Annotated in this window: 12 protein-coding genes; 8 read left to right on the forward strand and 4 right to left on the reverse strand. The window is 74.1% G+C overall.

Going from position 1 to position 16,277, the window contains the following annotated elements; all coding sequences use genetic code 11:
• Window positions 1–735 precede the first annotated feature (735 nt).
• The 3 genes from DZA62_RS22715 to DZA62_RS22725 all read left to right on the forward strand — a co-directional run bounded on the left by DZA62_RS22715 (window position 736) and on the right by DZA62_RS22725 (window position 8,496).
• Complete coding sequence (locus DZA62_RS22715) at window positions 736–3,894, forward strand: ATP-dependent helicase (protein WP_198664075.1); 3,159 nt, start codon at window positions 736–738, stop codon at window positions 3,892–3,894.
• Window positions 3,825–7,133 (forward strand): ATP-dependent helicase, encoded by a 3,309-nt coding sequence (locus DZA62_RS22720; protein WP_116951226.1) that lies wholly within the window; start codon window positions 3,825–3,827, stop codon window positions 7,131–7,133. The genes DZA62_RS22715 and DZA62_RS22720 overlap by 70 nt, the downstream gene beginning before the upstream one ends.
• Before the next feature lie 433 nt (window positions 7,134–7,566).
• Entirely contained in the window at window positions 7,567–8,496 is a 930-nt protein-coding gene (locus DZA62_RS22725) for an NUDIX hydrolase (RefSeq protein ID WP_116951227.1), read from the forward strand.
• A 985-nt stretch (window positions 8,497–9,481) separates the two neighbouring features.
• Here DZA62_RS22725 and DZA62_RS22730 read toward each other — a convergent pair.
• Genes DZA62_RS22730 through deoD form a run of 3 tightly spaced genes read right to left on the reverse strand, consistent with a single transcriptional unit; the run spans window position 9,482 to window position 11,750 of the window.
• Complete coding sequence (locus DZA62_RS22730; protein ID WP_116951228.1) at window positions 9,482–10,009, reverse strand: DUF222 domain-containing protein; 528 nt, start codon at window positions 10,007–10,009, stop codon at window positions 9,482–9,484.
• A gap of 47 nt (window positions 10,010–10,056) precedes the next feature.
• The gene (locus tag DZA62_RS22735; protein ID WP_116951229.1) at window positions 10,057–11,049 is read right to left on the reverse strand and encodes an endonuclease/exonuclease/phosphatase family protein; all 993 of its coding nucleotides are present in this window, start codon (window positions 11,047–11,049) and stop codon (window positions 10,057–10,059) included.
• A complete protein-coding gene (gene deoD, locus DZA62_RS22740) occupies window positions 11,046–11,750 on the reverse strand; it encodes a purine-nucleoside phosphorylase (RefSeq protein WP_116951230.1) in 705 nt (234 codons plus the stop codon). Before deoD ends, DZA62_RS22735 begins: the two co-directional genes overlap by 4 nt.
• 35 nt (window positions 11,751–11,785) lie before the next feature.
• Between deoD and nudC the strand changes: the two genes are divergently transcribed.
• Window positions 11,786–12,682 (forward strand): NAD(+) diphosphatase, encoded by an 897-nt coding sequence (gene nudC, locus DZA62_RS22745; protein ID WP_198664077.1) that lies wholly within the window; start codon window positions 11,786–11,788, stop codon window positions 12,680–12,682.
• Here the strand turns inward: nudC and DZA62_RS22750 are convergent.
• Window positions 12,669–12,917, reverse strand: a complete 249-nt coding sequence (locus DZA62_RS22750; RefSeq protein ID WP_116951231.1) for a mycoredoxin — start codon at window positions 12,915–12,917, stop codon at window positions 12,669–12,671. The two genes, nudC and DZA62_RS22750, sit on opposite strands and share 14 nt — an antisense overlap.
• Before the next feature lie 114 nt (window positions 12,918–13,031).
• On the opposite strand from DZA62_RS22750, the gene DZA62_RS22755 reads away from it, so the two are divergent.
• From DZA62_RS22755 to DZA62_RS22770, 4 genes are all read left to right on the forward strand, one after another.
• Window positions 13,032–15,119 carry an ATP-dependent DNA helicase UvrD2 gene (locus DZA62_RS22755; RefSeq protein ID WP_116951232.1) on the forward strand — a complete coding sequence of 696 codons (2,088 nt, stop codon included), beginning with the start codon at window positions 13,032–13,034 and terminating at the stop codon, window positions 15,117–15,119.
• Window positions 15,120–15,240: 121 nt separating this feature from the next.
• The gene (locus tag DZA62_RS22760) at window positions 15,241–15,465 is read left to right on the forward strand and encodes a hypothetical protein (RefSeq protein WP_116951233.1); all 225 of its coding nucleotides are present in this window, start codon (window positions 15,241–15,243) and stop codon (window positions 15,463–15,465) included.
• Window positions 15,466–15,609: 144 nt separating this feature from the next.
• Entirely contained in the window at window positions 15,610–15,885 is a 276-nt protein-coding gene (locus tag DZA62_RS22765; RefSeq protein WP_198664095.1) for a WhiB family transcriptional regulator, read from the forward strand.
• A gap of 86 nt (window positions 15,886–15,971) precedes the next feature.
• Window positions 15,972–16,250, forward strand: a complete 279-nt coding sequence (locus DZA62_RS22770) for a hypothetical protein (RefSeq protein ID WP_116951234.1) — start codon at window positions 15,972–15,974, stop codon at window positions 16,248–16,250.
• The last annotated feature ends 27 nt before the right edge of the window (window positions 16,251–16,277 follow it).

Consider the following 16,277-nt stretch of genomic DNA (forward strand, 5'->3'; position numbering starts at 1 on the left):
AGCGGGATGACGCCTGGTGAGGTAGCGGATCGTTGATGATCATCGTCGCCCACCCTCCGGCACACGGGGCACAACGGGAGCGAGGTGGGTGTGGCGGGGAGTGAAGCGTGCCCAGATCCTCCCCGTCCCCCTGATAACTGCCCGTTCTTGGCCGCGGGCGTGCGGGTCAAGCGGTCGTCGTCGGCGCGAAGCGCCCGTCAGTCCGCTTGAGGCGCACGGTCGCGGCAAGAGAATGGGCGGCAGGGGGACGGGGAGCCCCAGCCAACTCAGCGCATCCGGGCCAACCCGCGACCCGGTGCACCCCAGCCCCGCTCCAGCCAACTCGGCGAGCCCGGCCACTCGGCGGCCCCGGCGTCCCGGCGGCACCGGAGACCCGGCGACCCGGCGGCCCCGGCGACCCGGCGACCCGGCGGCCCCGGCGACCCGGCGACCCGGCGACCCGGCGCACTCCAGCCGACTCGGCGAACTCGGCGGACCCCGGCGTGCCGCGGGGACCCGGCGCACCCCAGCCAACCGGAGCGACCCGGCGCACTCCAGCCGACTCGGCGAACTCGGCGGACCCCGGCGTGCCGCGGGGACCCGGCGTGCCGCGGGGACCCGGCGCACTCCAGCCAACCGGAGCGACCCGGCGCACTCCAGCCAACCGGAGCGACCCGGCGCGGGAGAACGACCCTGTCGGACCCGCGTGGTGGGATGGGACCAGTCGTCGGGAGCAGAGGAAAGGAGCGGCACTCGGTGAGGCGTCCCGCAGCCGTGCGTCTGGTGCGCACCGTCCGGTCCGCGCCGCCGCCGGTCCTTCTCGACGATGCCCAGCGAGCGGCCGTCGAGCACCGGGGCGGACCGTTATTGCTGCTCGCCGGTCCGGGCACCGGCAAGACCACCACGTTGGTCGAGGCGGTCGCGCACCGGGTCGAGCAGGACGGCCTCGACCCCGGCCGGGTGCTGGTGCTGACGTTCAGCCGGCGGGCCGCCGGTGAGCTGCGCGAACGCATCGCCCGCCGGCTGGGTCGCACCATCCGCGAGCCGCTGGCACGCACCTTTCATTCCTACGCGTTCGGCTTGTTGCGGCGCGAGGCGGTCGCCCAGGGCGAGCCGTCGCCGCGGCTGCTGGGCGGGGCCGAGCAGGACGTCCTCATCCGCGAGTTGCTGCGCGGCGACGTCGAGCAGCTGGGGGCCGGCTACTGGCCCGACCACCTGCGGCCGGCCCTGCTGACCCGCGGGTTCGCCGCCGAACTGCGCGACTTCCTCATGCGCGCGGTCGAGCGCGGCATCGGGCCCGACGAGCTGGCCGGTCTGGCCCGCATGCACCGCCGCGACGACTGGCTGGCCGCGGCCCGTTTCGCCCAGCAGTACGCCGGCGTCACGGCGTTCCGCTACCCACCCACCTTCGACCAGGCCGAGCTGGTGCGGGCCGCCACCGGGCTGCTGCGCGACGATCCGGCGCTGCTGGCCCGCGAGCGCCAGGCGCGCGCCTTCGTCGTCGTCGACGAGTACCAGGACAGCGACCCGGCGCAGGAGGATCTGCTGCGGCTGCTGGCCGGCGGCGGCAGCGAGCTGCTGGTCGTCGGCGACCCCGACCAGTCCATCTACGGCTTCCGCGGCGCCGAGCCCGAGGCGATCCGTCGCTTCGACGACCGCTTCCCGGCCGCCGACGGCTCGCCCGGCACGGTCCTGGCGCTCACGGCATCACGCCGCTGCGGGCCGCGGCTGCTGGCTGCGTCGCGACGGGTCGCGTTGCGGCTGGGCGGGCTGAGCCGGCACCGCGAACTGCGCGCCGCCGGCTCGGCGTACGACCACGGCGCCGATCGCGCGTCCGTCCACCTGCTCGCCAGCGCCAGCCAGGAGGCCGCGTTCGTCGCCGGGCGGCTGCGGTCGGCGCACCTGCTCGACGACGTGCCGTGGGACCGCATGGCGGTGCTGGTGCGCAGCGCGTCCGCCATCCCGGTGCTGCGGCGCGCGCTGGCCGGCGCCGGGGTGCCGGTCACCGTGCGCATCGAGGACGTCCCGCTGGTCGACCAGCCGCCGGTCCGGGCGCTGCTGACGGTGCTCGAACTCGCCACCGGGCTGCGCGAGCTCGACGTCGAGACCGCGCTCGACCTCATCACCGGCCCGCTGGGCGGCGCCGACGCGCTGGCGGTGCGGCGGCTGCGCCAGGAACTGCGTGCGCACGAGCTGACCGCGGGCGGCGGCCGCGCCTCCGGCGAGCTGCTGGTCGAGGCGCTGACCAGCCCCGACGAGCTGAGGTTCCTCGACGACCACGCGGTCGCGCCGGCCACCCGCGTCGCGGGGCTGATCACCGCCGCGCGAGAGGCGGCCGAGGCCGACGGCGCCACCGCCGAAGAGGTGCTCTGGGCGGTGTGGACGAGGTCCGGGCTGGAGGCCCGCTGGACCCGCGCCGCCCTCTCCCGGGGACGGGCCGCGCCGGCCGCCGACGCTGACCTCGACGCCGTCGTCGCGCTGTTCGACACGGTCGCGAGGTTCGTCGACCGCATGCCCGGTGCCCGGCCCGAGGGGTTCGCCGAGCACCTGCGCGACCAGCAACTGCCCGCCGACACCTACCGCCCCGGCGGCCCGGCCACCGCCAGCGCGAGCATCCTCACCGCCCACGCCGCCAAGGGTCTGGAATGGGACGTCGTCGTGGTCGCCGGCGTGCAGGAGGGCGTCTGGCCCGACGTTCGCGAGCGCGGCAGCCTGCTGGGCACCGAGTCGCTGGTCGACCTCGTCGCTCAGCGCGACGACTCCGCCGTCACGCGGGCCAGCGCCCGGCTGGCCGAGGAGCGCCGGCTGTTCTACGTCGCCGTCACCCGGGCCCGCCAGTGCCTCTACGTCACCGCGGTGTCCAACGAGGAGTCGCAGCCGTCGCGGTTCCTCGACGACATCGACCCGCTGCCCGCCGACGGCGCCGTCGAGCGGCTCGTGCAGCCGCCGGGGCGTGGGCTGGACCTCCCCGCCGTCGTCGCCGAGCTGCGCGGCGTCGTCTGCGACCCCGCCGAGCCCGAGCAGCGGCGGCACGGCGCCGCGCACCAGTTGGCCCGGCTGGCCGCCGCCGGCGTGCCGCAGGCCGACCCCGACGAGTGGTACGGCCTGCGCCCGGTCTCCGTCACCGACCCGCTCGGCCACCCCGACCGGCCGGTGCGCGTGTCGCCGTCGAAGGTCGAGGAGTTCAACCGCTGCGAGCTGCGCTGGCTGCTCAAGGCCTGCGGCGCCACCGACTCCGACCTGCGCCGGGCCGGCATCGGCTCGCTGCTGCACGACCTCGCCGAGCGGGCCGCGGTCGAGAGCTGGTCCGACGACAAGCTGCTCACCGAGCTCGACAACGCCTGGCCGGGCATCGACGCCGGTGAAGGCTGGGTGGCCGCGCGCGAGTACGGCCGGGTCCGCGACATGGTGCAGCGCCTGGGCCGCTGGCTGCGCGACAACCCGCGCACCATGGTCGGCGCCGAGCTCGACTTCGACGTCCGCGTGGGCGACGCCCGGCTGGTCGGCCGGGTCGACCGCCTCGACGCCGACTCCGGCGGCCGGCTGGTGGTCGTCGACTACAAGACCGGCGTCTCGGCGCCCACCACCGCCGAAGTGGCCGAGCACGCCCAGCTCGCGGCCTACCAGCTGGCCATCCTGCACGGCGGCTTCGACGTCCACACCGACGGCGAGCGGCGCAGCGGGGGAGCGAGCCTGGTCCAGCTCGGCAAGGACGCCAAGGGCCAGGCGAAGGAGCAGCTGCAGGGTGCGCTGCCCGACGAAGGCGAGCCGACCTGGGCGCACGAGCTGATGGAACGCACCGCCGAGGGCATGCGGCAGCCGGCGTTCCGCGCCGAGAAGGGCGGATGGTGCGGGTTCTGCCCGGCCCGGCCGTCCTGCCCGGTCTGGCCCGAGGGCGAGCAGGTGACGCCGTGACACAAGCCATCAGCGGGACGCTCATCTCGCCGGCCGACCTGGCCCGCCGTCTCGGTCAGCCCGACCCCACCCCGGAGCAGGCGGCGGCCATCGCCGCGCCGCTCGCGCCGGGTGTCGTCGTCGCGGGCGCCGGGTCCGGCAAGACCGAGACCATGGCCGCCCGGGTGGTCTGGCTGGTCGCGTCCGGCCTGGTCCGGCCCGAGGACGTGCTCGGCCTGACGTTCACCCGCAAGGCCGCGCGCGAGCTGGCCGCCCGCATCCGCCGTCGGCTGTCCCAGCTGGCCGCCCGTGGGCTGGTGCCGCCCGACCTCCTCGACGGCGAGCCGACCGTCCTCACTTACGACGCCTATGCCGGGCGCATCGTCGCCGAGCACGCGCTGCGGCTGGGCCGCGAACCCGGCGCCAGGCTCATCACCGAGGCGGTCGCCTGGCAGTACTCCCAGCGCGTCGTCGGGTCCTACGACGGCGACATGGAGGCCGTCGGCTACGCCCCCTCCACCGTCGTGCAGAAGGTGCTCGACCTCCACAGCGAGCTGGCCGGGCATCTGGTCACGCCCGAACAGGTCCAGGACTACGCGGCCGAGCTGCGCGGACGCATCGAGGCGCTGCCGAAGGCGAAGGGCCAGCGCACCAAGGACCTCCTCTACGCCGACGTCGCGAAGGGCCTGGCCGTCCAGGACGCCCGGGTGGCGCTGCTGCCCGTCGTCGCGGAGTTCCGGGCCCGCAAGCAGGCCGACGAGGTGCTCGACTTCGCCGACCAGGCCGAGCTGGCCGCCACGCTGGCGGCCCGATTCCCGGAGGTCGGCGAGGCCGAGCGCGCGACGTACGGCGTCGTGCTGCTCGACGAGTACCAGGACACCAGCCACGCCCAGCTGGTGCTGCTGCGGTCGCTGTTCGGCGGCGGCCACCCGGTCACCGCGGTCGGCGATCCCTGCCAGTCCATCTACGGGTGGCGCGGCGCCAGCGCGGGCACGCTGACGTCGTTCCGCCGCGAGTTCCAGCCGGCTGGCGACGACGGCGCGCTGGCCCGGCTCGACTCCCTGACCACCAGCTTCCGCAACGGCGCCGAGATCCTGCAGGTCGCGAACCGGCTGTCGCAGCCGCTGCGGGCGCAGGGCCTCGACGTCCCGGAGCTGACGGCGTTCCCCGGGCTGGCGCCGTCCACCGTCGTCGCGTCGCTGCACCTCACGGCCGACGACGAAGCCGCCGACGTCGCCCGCCGGGCACGTGCGTTCTGGGACGCCTCCGACGAAGGCCGCACGGTTGCCGTGCTGGTCCGCAACCGCAGCCAGATCCCGCGGCTGGAGTCCGCGCTGCGCGCGGTCGACCTCCCGGTCGAGGTCGTCGGCGTCGGCGGGCTGCTGGCCACGGCCGAGGTCGGTGACGTGGTGGCCACGCTGCGGGTGGTCAACGACCCGTCCCGCGGCGACGCGCTGATGCGGCTGCTCACCGGGTCGCGGTGGCGCATCGGGCCGCGCGACCTCGACGCGCTGGCCCGCTGGGCACGCCGGCTGGGCCGGCCCGACGACGACGCCGGCGGCGCGCGCCTGCCGACCATGCGCGAGGCCGCCGCCGAGGGCATCGCGCTCGACGAGGTCGACGAGCTGAGCATCGTCGACGCGCTCGATGCGCTGCCGAAGGCCGGCGACTGGTTCTCCGCCGAGGGCGACCGCCGGTTGCGGGCGCTCTCGGCCGAACTGCGCGAGCTGCGCACCCGCACCGGTCAGTCGCTCACCGAACTGGTGCACGACGTCCAGCGCACCCTCGGCCTCGACATCGAGCTGGCCGCCCGGCGCGGACCCGGCGGCCGGGCCAACCTCGACCGCTTCCTCGACGTCGCGGCCGAGTTCGAGAACACCGACCACGCTGCCAGCCTCTCCGGGTTCCTGGCCTACCTCGACGCCGCCGAGACCGCCGAGCGAGGCCTGGCGCCCGGCGAGGTCGAGGTCTCCGGCGACCGCGTCCAGGTGCTGACGGTGCACGGCGCGAAGGGCCTCGAGTGGGACGCCGTCTTCGTTACCGGCCTGGTCGACAAGGTGTTCCCGTCCGGTGGCGAGCGGCAGCGGGCCTGGCTGGGCGACCCCGGCGAGCTGCCGTACGCGCTGCGCGGCGACTCCGGATCACTGCCGCCGCTGGAGCTCGCCGGCGTGGCCGACCAGGTCGGTGTGCGCGATGCTGTCGACGCGTTCTACGGCGACGCCGCGGCGGCGGCCCGGCTGGAGGAACGCCGGCTGGCCTACGTCGCGGTCACCCGGGCTCGGGGGCTGCTGGTCTGTTCCGGCTACTGCTGGGACGACGCCGTCCGGCCACGCGAGCTGTCCATGTTCCTGCACGAGATCAAGGTGGCCTGCGACGATGGCGCCGGCGAGATCGGCGTCTGGGTGCAGGCTCCCGAGGGCGACGACACCAACCCGCTGGCGCTGGAGGTCCGCGAGCTGCGCTGGCCGTACGACCCTCTCGGCCAGCGGCGCGCCCTGCTCGAGGACGGCGCCGCGCTGGTGCGGGCCACGCAGGGCGCCGTCGACGGCGTGCTCTTCGACCTCGCACAGCCGGTGACCGAGTGGGACGCCGAGGTCGAGCGGCTGCTGGCCGAGCGCGAACGCAACTCCTCCCTGCGGCCCATCGACGTCGCGTTGCCCGAGCACCTGTCGGTGTCTCAGCTGGTGGCGCTGCGCGAGAGTCCTGAGGGCCTCGCCCGGGCGCTGCGCCGGCCGGTGCCGCGGCCGCCGGCGCCGCTGGCCCGCCGGGGCACGCTCTTCCATGCCTGGCTGGAGTCGCGGTGGGGCGCGCCGCGGCTGCTCGACGTCGACGAGCTGCCCGGCTTCGCCGACGACGGCGCCGCTCCCGACCGCGAGCTCGCCTCGCTGCAGGAGGCGTTCCTGCGCAGCGAGTGGGCCGGGCGCACACCGGTCGAGGTCGAGGCGCCGTTCGAGCTGCTGGTCGCCGGCGTACTGCTGCGCGGCCGCGTCGACGCGGTCTTCACCACCGGCGACGGCGGCATCGACGTCGTCGACTGGAAGACCGGTCGGCCGCCGGCCACCGACGAGGAGGCCGCGACCCGCACCGTGCAGCTGGCCGCGTACCGGCTGGCCTTCTCCCGGCTCTACGACCTGCCGCTCGACCACGTCGGCGCCGCGTTCCACCACGTGCGCCAAGACGTCACCGTCCGGCCGGCCGACCTGATGGACGAGGCGGAGCTGACGGCGCTGGTGACGGCTGTGCCGGAGGCGGAGGGCTGAATCCCACGATGGCCGCCGGACCGCGCTGCCCTGCAAGGCGTCGGTCCGGCAACCATCGCACTCTCGCTGCTCGGTCCCCGTCGAGCTGCTGCGAGAGGCGCGTCCCCGGCCGCGGCGCGAGAGACGCGGCCACAGGACCTATGGCCACCACTGTGGTCAATTCGGGGGTAATCATCCAGGTCACGCGGCGAAGTGTGACGATCGGCGAGATTCTGTGACGACTCGGCCGCCGGAGGCCGCGGAACGCCCGATCGTCGCACGTCGGCGGGGCGCGTCGAGTGAGAAGGGCCGGCCGGGCCGCAAAGGCGCCCGGTGAGCGTCGAAGTGCGCATCATACCTGTTCGCGAGCCGTTTGGCAGTAGAAATGACTCATTGTCTCGGTCTCGGAGACAGCCCTTGATCGGTATGGCTCGCCGGGTGAGACTCCTGTCTCGTGACCCCCGCGCTGAAACCGCTGCGCCGCATCGCCGCGTACGCCGTCTGCCTCGACGCGTCCAAGCGCGTGCTGCTGATCCGCGAGTCCGTGCGGTCGGGTACGCCGGGTGTGTGGACCCTGCCGGGCGGCAGCGTGCTGCACGGCGAGCACCCGCGCGACGCCGTCGTCCGTGAGGCGGCCGCGGAGTCCGGGCTGCTGCTGCGCGCCGTCGCCCCCATCGACGTGCTCGCCGACACCCGCGCGCGGCCGCACCGCGAGGTCACGCTGCACACCGACCGCATCCTGTTCGAGGCCGAGGTGATCAGCGGCGAGCCGGAACCGCTGTCGCCGATGGTCGACGAGGTCCGCTGGGTCAGCCTCGACGAGGCCGCCACCCTGCAGCTGCGCCCGTTCGTCGCGCAGGTCCTCAAGCTGCCGCTGTCGACGGTCGACCTGCCGCCCGAGCGGATGCCCGAGCTGCCCGGGTTCCACATCCAGCAGGCGCCCGACGGCCGGCACACCGTGCAGCGGTTCGCCGCGTACGGCCTGGTCCGCGACCCGCGGGGACGCGTCCTGCTCACGCAGGTGGCCGACGGCTACCCCGACGCCGGGTGCTGGCACCTGCCCGGCGGCGGCACCGACTTCGGTGAGCAGCCCGGCCAGGCGCTGCTGCGTGAGCTGCACGAGGAGACCGGCCAGGTCGGCCGACTGCGCCGGCTGCTCGGTGTCGCCAGTCACCGTGAGCCCGAGCAGGTCGGCCCCGAAGGCTTCGCCATCGACTGGCACGGCGTGCGGCCCTACTACGACGTGGTGGTCGACGAGCCGGCCGAGCTCGTGCTGGCCGACGTCGGCGGCTCGACCGTCGGCGCCCGCTGGTTCGACCCCGCCGACGTCGCCACCCTGGCGCTCACCGCCGTCACGGCCGAGGCGCTGCGCGCGGTCGCCTGACGCGCTTTCGGGGTCCATGCCAGGCGCCCTGACGCGTCGCCAGGCATGCACGTCTGGTGAAGCGGGAGAAGACCTGGTGAGGTAGCGGATCGTTGATGATCTCTGCCCGCCGGGCCAGGGCGACGGTGCGCGCTGGACGGCGTGTGACGGATCGGCGAGGACTCGGCTGCGGTCCGGGCCGTCGTGGCAGGTGCGGGTGTCCAGGGGGCGAGATTTTCCGGCGATCTGGAGGCCTTACCTAGGCGTTTGTTCGCTCTGCGAGGCATGCATGCCTGGTGGAGGGGGAGAAGGCCTGGTGAGGTAGCGGATCGTTGATGATCATCGCCGTTCACAGGTCCACGTCGCCGGTGCCCGAGGCGACGGCCGCCGGAGGCTCGGTCAACAGGCCAACGGTCGCCGACGGGAGGGCGACGCCGGGCGGGGACATTCAGGTGTGCCCAGACCCGCCCCGTCCCCCTGATAGCTGCCAGTTCTTAGACCGCGGAATCGCGGGTCAAGCGGTCCTCGTCGGCGCGAAGCGCCCCAGCAGGTCCGCTTGAGGCGCGGTTGCGCGGCTAAGAGAATGGGCAGCAGGGGGACGGCGAGCGGCACGAACCCGGCGCACGGTCCGCCGGCCACGGCCACACCGGTCCACGGTCGCGCCGAGCCGGCCAGGATCACACCGGTCCACGGTCGCGCCGAGCCGGCCAGGATCACACCGGTCCACGGTCGCGCCGAGCCGGCCAGGATCACGCCAGTCCACGGTCGCGCCGAGCCGGCCAGGATCACGCCAGTCCACGGTCGCGCCGAGCCGGCCAGGATCACGCCAGTCCACGGTCACGCCGAGCCGGCCAGGATCACGCCAGTCCACGGTCACGCCGAGCCAGCCAGGATCACGCCAGTCCACGGTCACGCCGAGCCGGCCAGGATCACGCCAGTCCACGGTCACGCCGGGCCGCCCCACCCTGCGGAACGGGTCGAAGCCCCGCCTCCGGAACGTGCCGGGTCAGGACGACGAGGCGCGGTTCTCGCCGTTGCCGGGAGTCATGGCGTCGTCGAGCCAGCGCCGCAACTGCGCCTCGGTGAGCTGCGGCGCGCGGGCCAGCGCGACCGCCTCGACGGCGGCGCGGGTGGCCGGGCCGAGCCGGCGCGTGCGCTGGGCGATGAGCCGGGCCTTGGGCAGCGTGATGCGGCCTTCGTCGAGTGCGGTGAGTGTGGCGGAGAGGCCGGTGACGAGGTCGACGGCCAGGGAGACCAGTTCGGTGGCGGCGTCGAGTTCGAGGTGCAGCGCCTCGGCAACGGTGACGGCGGTGGCCGGGCCGCCGGGCGGGTCGGTGCGGCCGGCCAGCTCGGCGATGACGCGAGCCTGCATGGCGTCGAGGTGGGCGCCCTGGCGCTGGTAGGCGGCCGCGACGCGGGGGAGGTCGCGGCGCGACAGCGCGGGCGGCTCGAACGTCTCGAGCACGGCGTTGAGCACGGTGCCGGGGACGAGGCTCGCCCAGGCCGCGCTGGGGTGATCTCCGGGGCGCATCATGCCCGCACCCTATCGCACAGGTGTTCGAAGCGGCGACCAGAAGTCTGCTATCCGGCCGGGCGCAGCACCGCCAGTACCGGCCGGTGGTCACTGCCGCCGGCCGCGTCGAGCACGCTGAACGACACGACGTCCCAGGCGCGGGCGTCAGCCAGGACGTGGTCGATCGGGGCGCCGGCCCAGGACGGCCAGCCGGCCGGCCAGGTGCCGGAGGCGGCCGCGTCGCGCACCGCCGCGGCGTCGGCGCACGGGGCGAGCGAGCGCAGCGCCGGGTGGTCGAGCGTCGCGTTGAAGTCGCCCGCGACGATCGCGCCCTCCATGCCCTTGCATCGGCGCACCGCCCAGACGGTGTCGTCGCGCCAGCGCGCCATCGCCCCGCCGGTCGGCGGCCAGGCGTGCACGGCGGTGATCGGCGGGCCGTCCGACGCCGCCACCGGCCGGACGGTGAACGAGCCGAGTCCGCCCGACGGGTCCGGCTCCGGCTCGCCGTACGTCCCCAGTGACGACGCCACCAGCAGCCCCGTCGCCGACGTGATGCCGGCGTTGACCTGGTGATGGAAGATCTGGAAGCCACCGCCGGCCAGGTCGGCGGCCTGCCGGGTCGTCGCGGCGGACGTCTCCGGCAGGACGACGACGTCGGCCCCGGTTGCCGTCACCAGGTCCGCGACCACGTGGGGGCCGGCGCCGTCGTAGAGGGTGTTGAACGCCAGCACCCGCACCTCACCGGGGGTGTGCGCCGCCGGCACGGCGTCGGGCGACAGTCCGCGCGAGACCACCAGACCGGCCGAGAACACCGTCGCGGCCGCGATCACCACGGCGACGGCCGCCAGTGGCCGCCGCGCCCGGCGGATCGCCAGGGCCAGCGCCGCGGCCACCACCGCCGCGACGGCGCCGCCGGCCACCGTCAGGCCGCGCAGCGCCACCACCTGGGCCGGGCCGTAGACGCCGGACAGGCCGAACGCCTGCGGCCACACGACCACCACCGCCAGCAGGGCGGCCGGCGCCGCGGAGGCCGCCGGCCACGCCCAGCGGCGCGGGCTCACGCCGAGACGGCGTCCAGCGCCAGCTCGACCATCTCCGCGAACGTCCGCTCGCGCTCGTCGGCCGACGTCTCCTCGCCGGTGACGAGGTTGTCGCTCACCGTGCAGACCGCCACAGCCCGCGCGCCGAACTTGGCCGCGAGCGTGTACAGGGCGGCGGCCTCCATCTCGACCGCCAGGACGCCGTACTGCGTCAGGCGGTCCCGCAGCTCCGGGCGGTCGTGGTAGAAGGAGTCGGTGCTGAAGATCTGCCCGACGTGGTACCGCGCGCCGGCCGCCTCGGCCTTCTCGACGTAGGCCCGCACCAGCGAGAAGTCTGCCGTCGGGGCGTAGTGGAAGCCCTCGAAGCGCAGCGCGTTCATCGACGACTCGGTGGCCGCGGAGATGCCGATGACGAGGTCGCGGATGGCGACGTCGGCCAGCAGCCCGCCGCACGACCCGACCCGCACCAGAGTCTTGGCGCCGTACTCGGCCAGCAGCTCGTGCACGTAGATGGAGATGGACGGCTGGCCCATGCCGGTGCCCTGGACCGAGATGCGCTCGCCGCGGTACGTGCCGGTGAAGCCGAGCATGTTGCGCACCTGCGAGTAGCAGGTGACGTCCTCGAGATAGGTCTTGGCGATCCACTCGGCGCGGAGCGGGTCGCCCGGCAGCAGGACGGTCTCGGCGATCTCGCCCGGCGCGGCGGCAATGTGGGTGCTCACGAGTGCACACGGTATCCGGCGTAAGGTCGTGGGTCGTGCACGAGGCCTACGTCTTGCCCGGACCCCTCGCCCTCTCGCGCTCCACCGTCGACCGCGCCGCCGACCGTCGCGCCGACGCCGCGTGGCTCGATGCGCTGTGGGCCGACGGCGCCACCCGCGTGCTGCTGGTCGGCGACGGCACGGTGGCCGCCGACGGCGACGCGCTGCGGTTCGTCGCGCCGTCCGACGCGCCCGACGGCGAGCGCTTCCTGCTCGGCCTCGACGACGGCGTCGCCTACGTCGCCGTCCACGTCGGGGAGAAGCCGGCCGGCGGCGCGACACTGCGCGAGGTCGGCGCCGCACTCGACGACCGCGACGCCGGTCTGGCCGTGCACGCCATCGCGCTGGCCAACTGGCACGCCACCCACCGCTTCTGCCCGCGCTGCGGCGCCCGCACCCGGCCGGAGCAGGGCGGGCACGTCCGGGTCTGCGAGGCCGAGGGGTCGCAGCACTTCCCCCGCACCGATCCCGCCGTCATCGTGCTGGTCGTCGACGAGCGCGACCGCTGCCTGCTCGGCCGGTCGGCGGCCTGGCCGGGGAACCGGTTCTCGACGCTGGCCGGCTTCGTCGAGCCGGGGGAGACGCCGGAGCACGCCGTCGTCCGCGAGCTGTACGAGGAGGTGCGCGTGCGCGTGACGTCGTGCCGCTACGCGGGCGCGCAGCCGTGGCCGTTCCCGTCCAGCCTCATGCTCGGCTACTACGCGACGGCGGACGGCGAGGACCCGACGCCCGACCGCGAGGAGATCGCCGAGGCACGCTGGTTCAGCCGCGACGAGCTGACCGCGGCGATGGCGGCCGGCGACGTGCTGCCGCCCAGCGGCATCTCGATCGCCCGGAAGCTGGTCGAGGGCTGGTACGGCCGGCCGCTGCCGGTCGACGTCAGCTGGCGATAGCGGCCAGCCGCTCCTTGACCTGCGCCGGGCTCGGGTTGGTCAGGGCGCTGCCGTCGGAGAACACCAGTGTGGGCACCACGGCATTGCCGTTGTTGAGGCTCATGACGAGGTCGGCGGACGTCGGGTCGACCTCGATGTCGACCTCGTCGAACACGATCCCCTCGCGGTTCAGGGTGGACTTGAGCCGACGGCAGTAGCCGCACCAGGTGGTGCTGTACATGGTGAACTGCGACATCGGCGCTCCGCTCCTGTGACTTCGTTGCCGTGACAGCCATTCCAACACGATCACTCGCCCGGATTGTTCCGTGGCGCCTCGCATGCTGTCGGTGCCGGCTGCGAGGATGGGGCGATGAGCGCACCCGACGTCCTCGCCGGCCTCGATCCCGAGCAGCGAGCGGTCGCCGGCGCGCTCAGCGGGCCGGTCTGCGTCATCGCCGGCGCCGGCACCGGCAAGACCCGCGCCATCACTCACCGCATCGCCCACGGCGTGCACACCGGCGCCTTCGACCCGCGCCGCACACTCGCCGTCACGTTCACCACGCGTGCGGCGGGCGAGATGCGCGGCCGGCTGCGCACGCTCGGCGCCGAGGGGGTCCAGGCCCGCACGTTCCACTCCGCGGCGCTGCGCCAGGCCCGCTACTTCTGGCCGCAGATCACCGGGTCCGACCTCCCCGAGATCAACCAGAGCAAGCTGCCCATCGTCGGCTCGGCCGCGTCGCGCTGCCGGGTGCCCACCGACCGCACGGTGCTGCGCGACCTCGCGTCCGAGATCGAGTGGGCCAAGGTCAGCAACGTGCTGCCCGAGTCCTACGTCACGGCGGCCGAGGCCGCGCACCGCGAGGTCGGCGGCGTCGACCCCGAGTCCGTTGCCAAGGTCTACGCCGCGTACGAGGACCTCAAGACCGACCGCAACGTCCTCGACATGGAAGACATCCTGCTGGCCGCGGTCGGGTTGCTGTCCGGGCACCCGGGCGTCGCCCAGCAGGTCCGGTCGCAGTACCACCACTTCGTCGTCGACGAGTACCAGGACGTCTCGCCGATCCAGCAGAAGCTGCTCGACCTCTGGATGGGCGATCGCACCGACGTCTGCGTGGTCGGCGACCCCGCCCAGACCATCTACTCCTTCGCCGGCGCCCAGCCCGACTACCTCGTCCGGTTCCCGCAGCGCTTCCCCGGCGCCACCGTCGTGCGGCTGTTCCGCGACTACCGCTCCACGCCCGAGGTGGTCGGCGTCGCCAACGGCGTGCTGCGCGCGGCCCGCGACGGCCACCAGGGCGTGGTCCTCGAGGCGCAGCGCCCGCCCGGCCCGAAGCCGCAGTTCGTCGAGCACTCCGACGAACTGGCCGAGGCCGCGTGGGTCGCCGGCCAGATCGCCAAGCTGGTCGCCAACGGCACGCCGCAGCGCGAGATCGCGGTGCTGTTCCGGGTCAACGCGCAGTCCGAGGCGTACGAGCAGGCGCTGGCCGACGCCGGCGTCGCCTACGTCGTCCGCGGCGCCGAGCGGTTCTTCGACCGCGGTGAGGTGCGCCAGGCGGCCATGCTGCTGCGCGCCGCGGTCCGCACGACCGACGGTGCCCCTGACGCTCCCGACGCCGCCGCGGCCACGTCGGCCATCCTCACCACGGCCGGCTGGTCGCCCACGCCGCCGGCCGGTGGCGGCGCCGCCCGCGAGCGCTGGGAGTCGCTGGCGGCGCTGGTGTCGCTGGCCGAAGAGGTCGTCGCGGCCAAGCCCGGCGCTGGGCTGGCCGACGTCGTCGACGAGCTCGAGGCGCGGGCCGCCGCCCAGCACGCCCCGGTCGCCGACGGCGTCACCCTCTCCTCGCTGCACTCCGCCAAGGGCCTCGAGTGGGACGCCGTCTTCGTCGTCGGCTGCCACGAGGGCACGCTGCCGCTGAGCTACGCCGAGACACCCGCGCAGATCGAGGAGGAGCGCCGGCTGCTCTACGTCGGCGTCACCCGCGCCCGCGAGCACCTGTCCGTGTCGTGGTCGCTGGCCCGCCAGCCGGGCGGCCGCGGCAACCGGCGGCCCAGCCGGTTCCTCGACGGCGTCCGGCCTGGCGGCGCCGCCCGCAGCGACCAGCGTCCCGAGCGGGGTGCCGGGGGCAAGGGCCGCCGGTCCGGCGCGCCGGCCCGCTGCCGGGTCTGCGGCGCGCCGCTGGTCGACGCCGTCGACCGCAAGCTCGGGCGATGCGGCAGCTGCCCGTCGTCCATGGACGACGCGTTGTTCGAGAAGCTGCGTGCCTGGCGGCTCGAGCGGTCGCAGGAGCAGAAGGTGCCGGCCTACGTCGTGTTCACCGACGCCACGCTGATCGCCATCGCCGAGTCCACGCCGGTCAACGAGACGCAGCTCGCGGCCATCCCGGGGGTGGGTCGCACGAAGCTGGAACGCTACGGCGACGACGTCCTGGAGCTGTGTCGTGAAGTCGTCGAAGAATGAGCGTAAAAATAGGTTGCCCCTTACACATAAGCCGGAATAGCATGTCCGAGCGCGTTGCGATGCGACGCGACCACGAGTCGGAAGGCCCGGCTCGGGATGACGTCGAAAGGAGGGACGCCTGATGAAGATCACGACTCTGAACCCGTCTGAGCTCGGTGTCGGCTTCGCCTATGCGCCTGCCCTCCGTGGCGTCTCCCTGAGCACGTGGGAGTGCATGATCGCGCCCGTCACCGCCCCGCAGACAGGTGAAGTGCGTCCGCAGGCAGGTAACACCGGCGCGCTGACGCACCTCGTCGATGGGGTCAAGCAGGGCGTGCGTGTCCGCACTTGGGGTCCACCGGTCTAGCCATGACAAGACCGGCGCCTCCGAGGCCGCGGACCCCACACCCGGGATCCGCGGCCTTTTTGTTTGCCCAAACGGAACTGGGTTTGCCCGAACCGAACAGGGTTTGCCCAAACCGACTCACGAGGAAGGGAGGTGACCGAACTCATGATGCTGACCAGCGTTCTCGACCGGGCCGTAGTGGCCGACGAGTCCATTCCGTGCCGGAAGGACCCGGAGCTGTGGTTCGCCGAGTCGCCGGCTGACGTCGAACACGCCAAGCTGCTGTGCCGCGAGTGCCCCGTCAGGGAGCAGTGCCTCGCCGGTGCGATGGACCGGGCCGAGCCCTGGGGCGTGTGGGGCGGAGAGCTCTTCGTCTCCGGAGCCATCGTGGCGCGCAAGCGTCCGCGTGGCCGGCCCCGCAAGAACGAGATCGCCGCGTAGGTGAGACCAGCACCGCACGGCACCCGATCTCGGCACGACCAACGGCAGCTGCCGACGACCGATGACCCCGATGGACGGACCACGACATGACCACGACGCTCCGGCCCGATGCGGCCACACCCGACCACCCGCAGATCACCACCACCACCAGCGTGAACCGAGACTTCAGGAGCACCGAGATGCATCTCATGAACGAAGCCCTCGCGCGGGCGCACTGTATGGAGCAGCGCGAACGGGCAATGCAGGAGCAACGAGTACGACGCGTGCTGGCCGCCCGCAGGCTCGACCGGCGGGCCGCCCGGGCGGCGCAGCGAGCCAGGAACCTGGCCGCCGCGGCCATCGCCCTGCGCAGCCGCACGTACTGACCGGGTTGAGGCCGGGTCTGTCTGATG

It is taken from the genome of Jiangella endophytica, from assembly GCF_003427025.1.
Classification (GTDB): domain Bacteria; phylum Actinomycetota; class Actinomycetes; order Jiangellales; family Jiangellaceae; genus Jiangella; species Jiangella endophytica.

Bases quoted from the DNA above. Each gene is read 5' to 3' on its own strand.
- DZA62_RS22720 (WP_116951226.1), top strand. From the start codon at position 3,825: ATGGTGCGGGTTCTGCCCGGCCCGGCCGTCCTGCCCGGTCTGGCCCGA.
- DZA62_RS22730 (WP_116951228.1), bottom strand. From the start codon at position 10,009: ATGATGCGCCCCGGAGATCACCCCAGCGCGGCCTGGGCGAGCCTCGTC.
- DZA62_RS22750 (WP_116951231.1), bottom strand. From the start codon at position 12,917: ATGTCGCAGTTCACCATGTACAGCACCACCTGGTGCGGCTACTGCCGT.
- DZA62_RS22755 (WP_116951232.1), top strand. From the start codon at position 13,032: ATGAGCGCACCCGACGTCCTCGCCGGCCTCGATCCCGAGCAGCGAGCG.
- DZA62_RS22760 (WP_116951233.1), top strand. From the start codon at position 15,241: ATGAAGATCACGACTCTGAACCCGTCTGAGCTCGGTGTCGGCTTCGCC.
- DZA62_RS22765 (WP_198664095.1), top strand. From the start codon at position 15,610: ATGATGCTGACCAGCGTTCTCGACCGGGCCGTAGTGGCCGACGAGTCC.
- DZA62_RS22770 (WP_116951234.1), top strand. From the start codon at position 15,972: ATGACCACGACGCTCCGGCCCGATGCGGCCACACCCGACCACCCGCAG.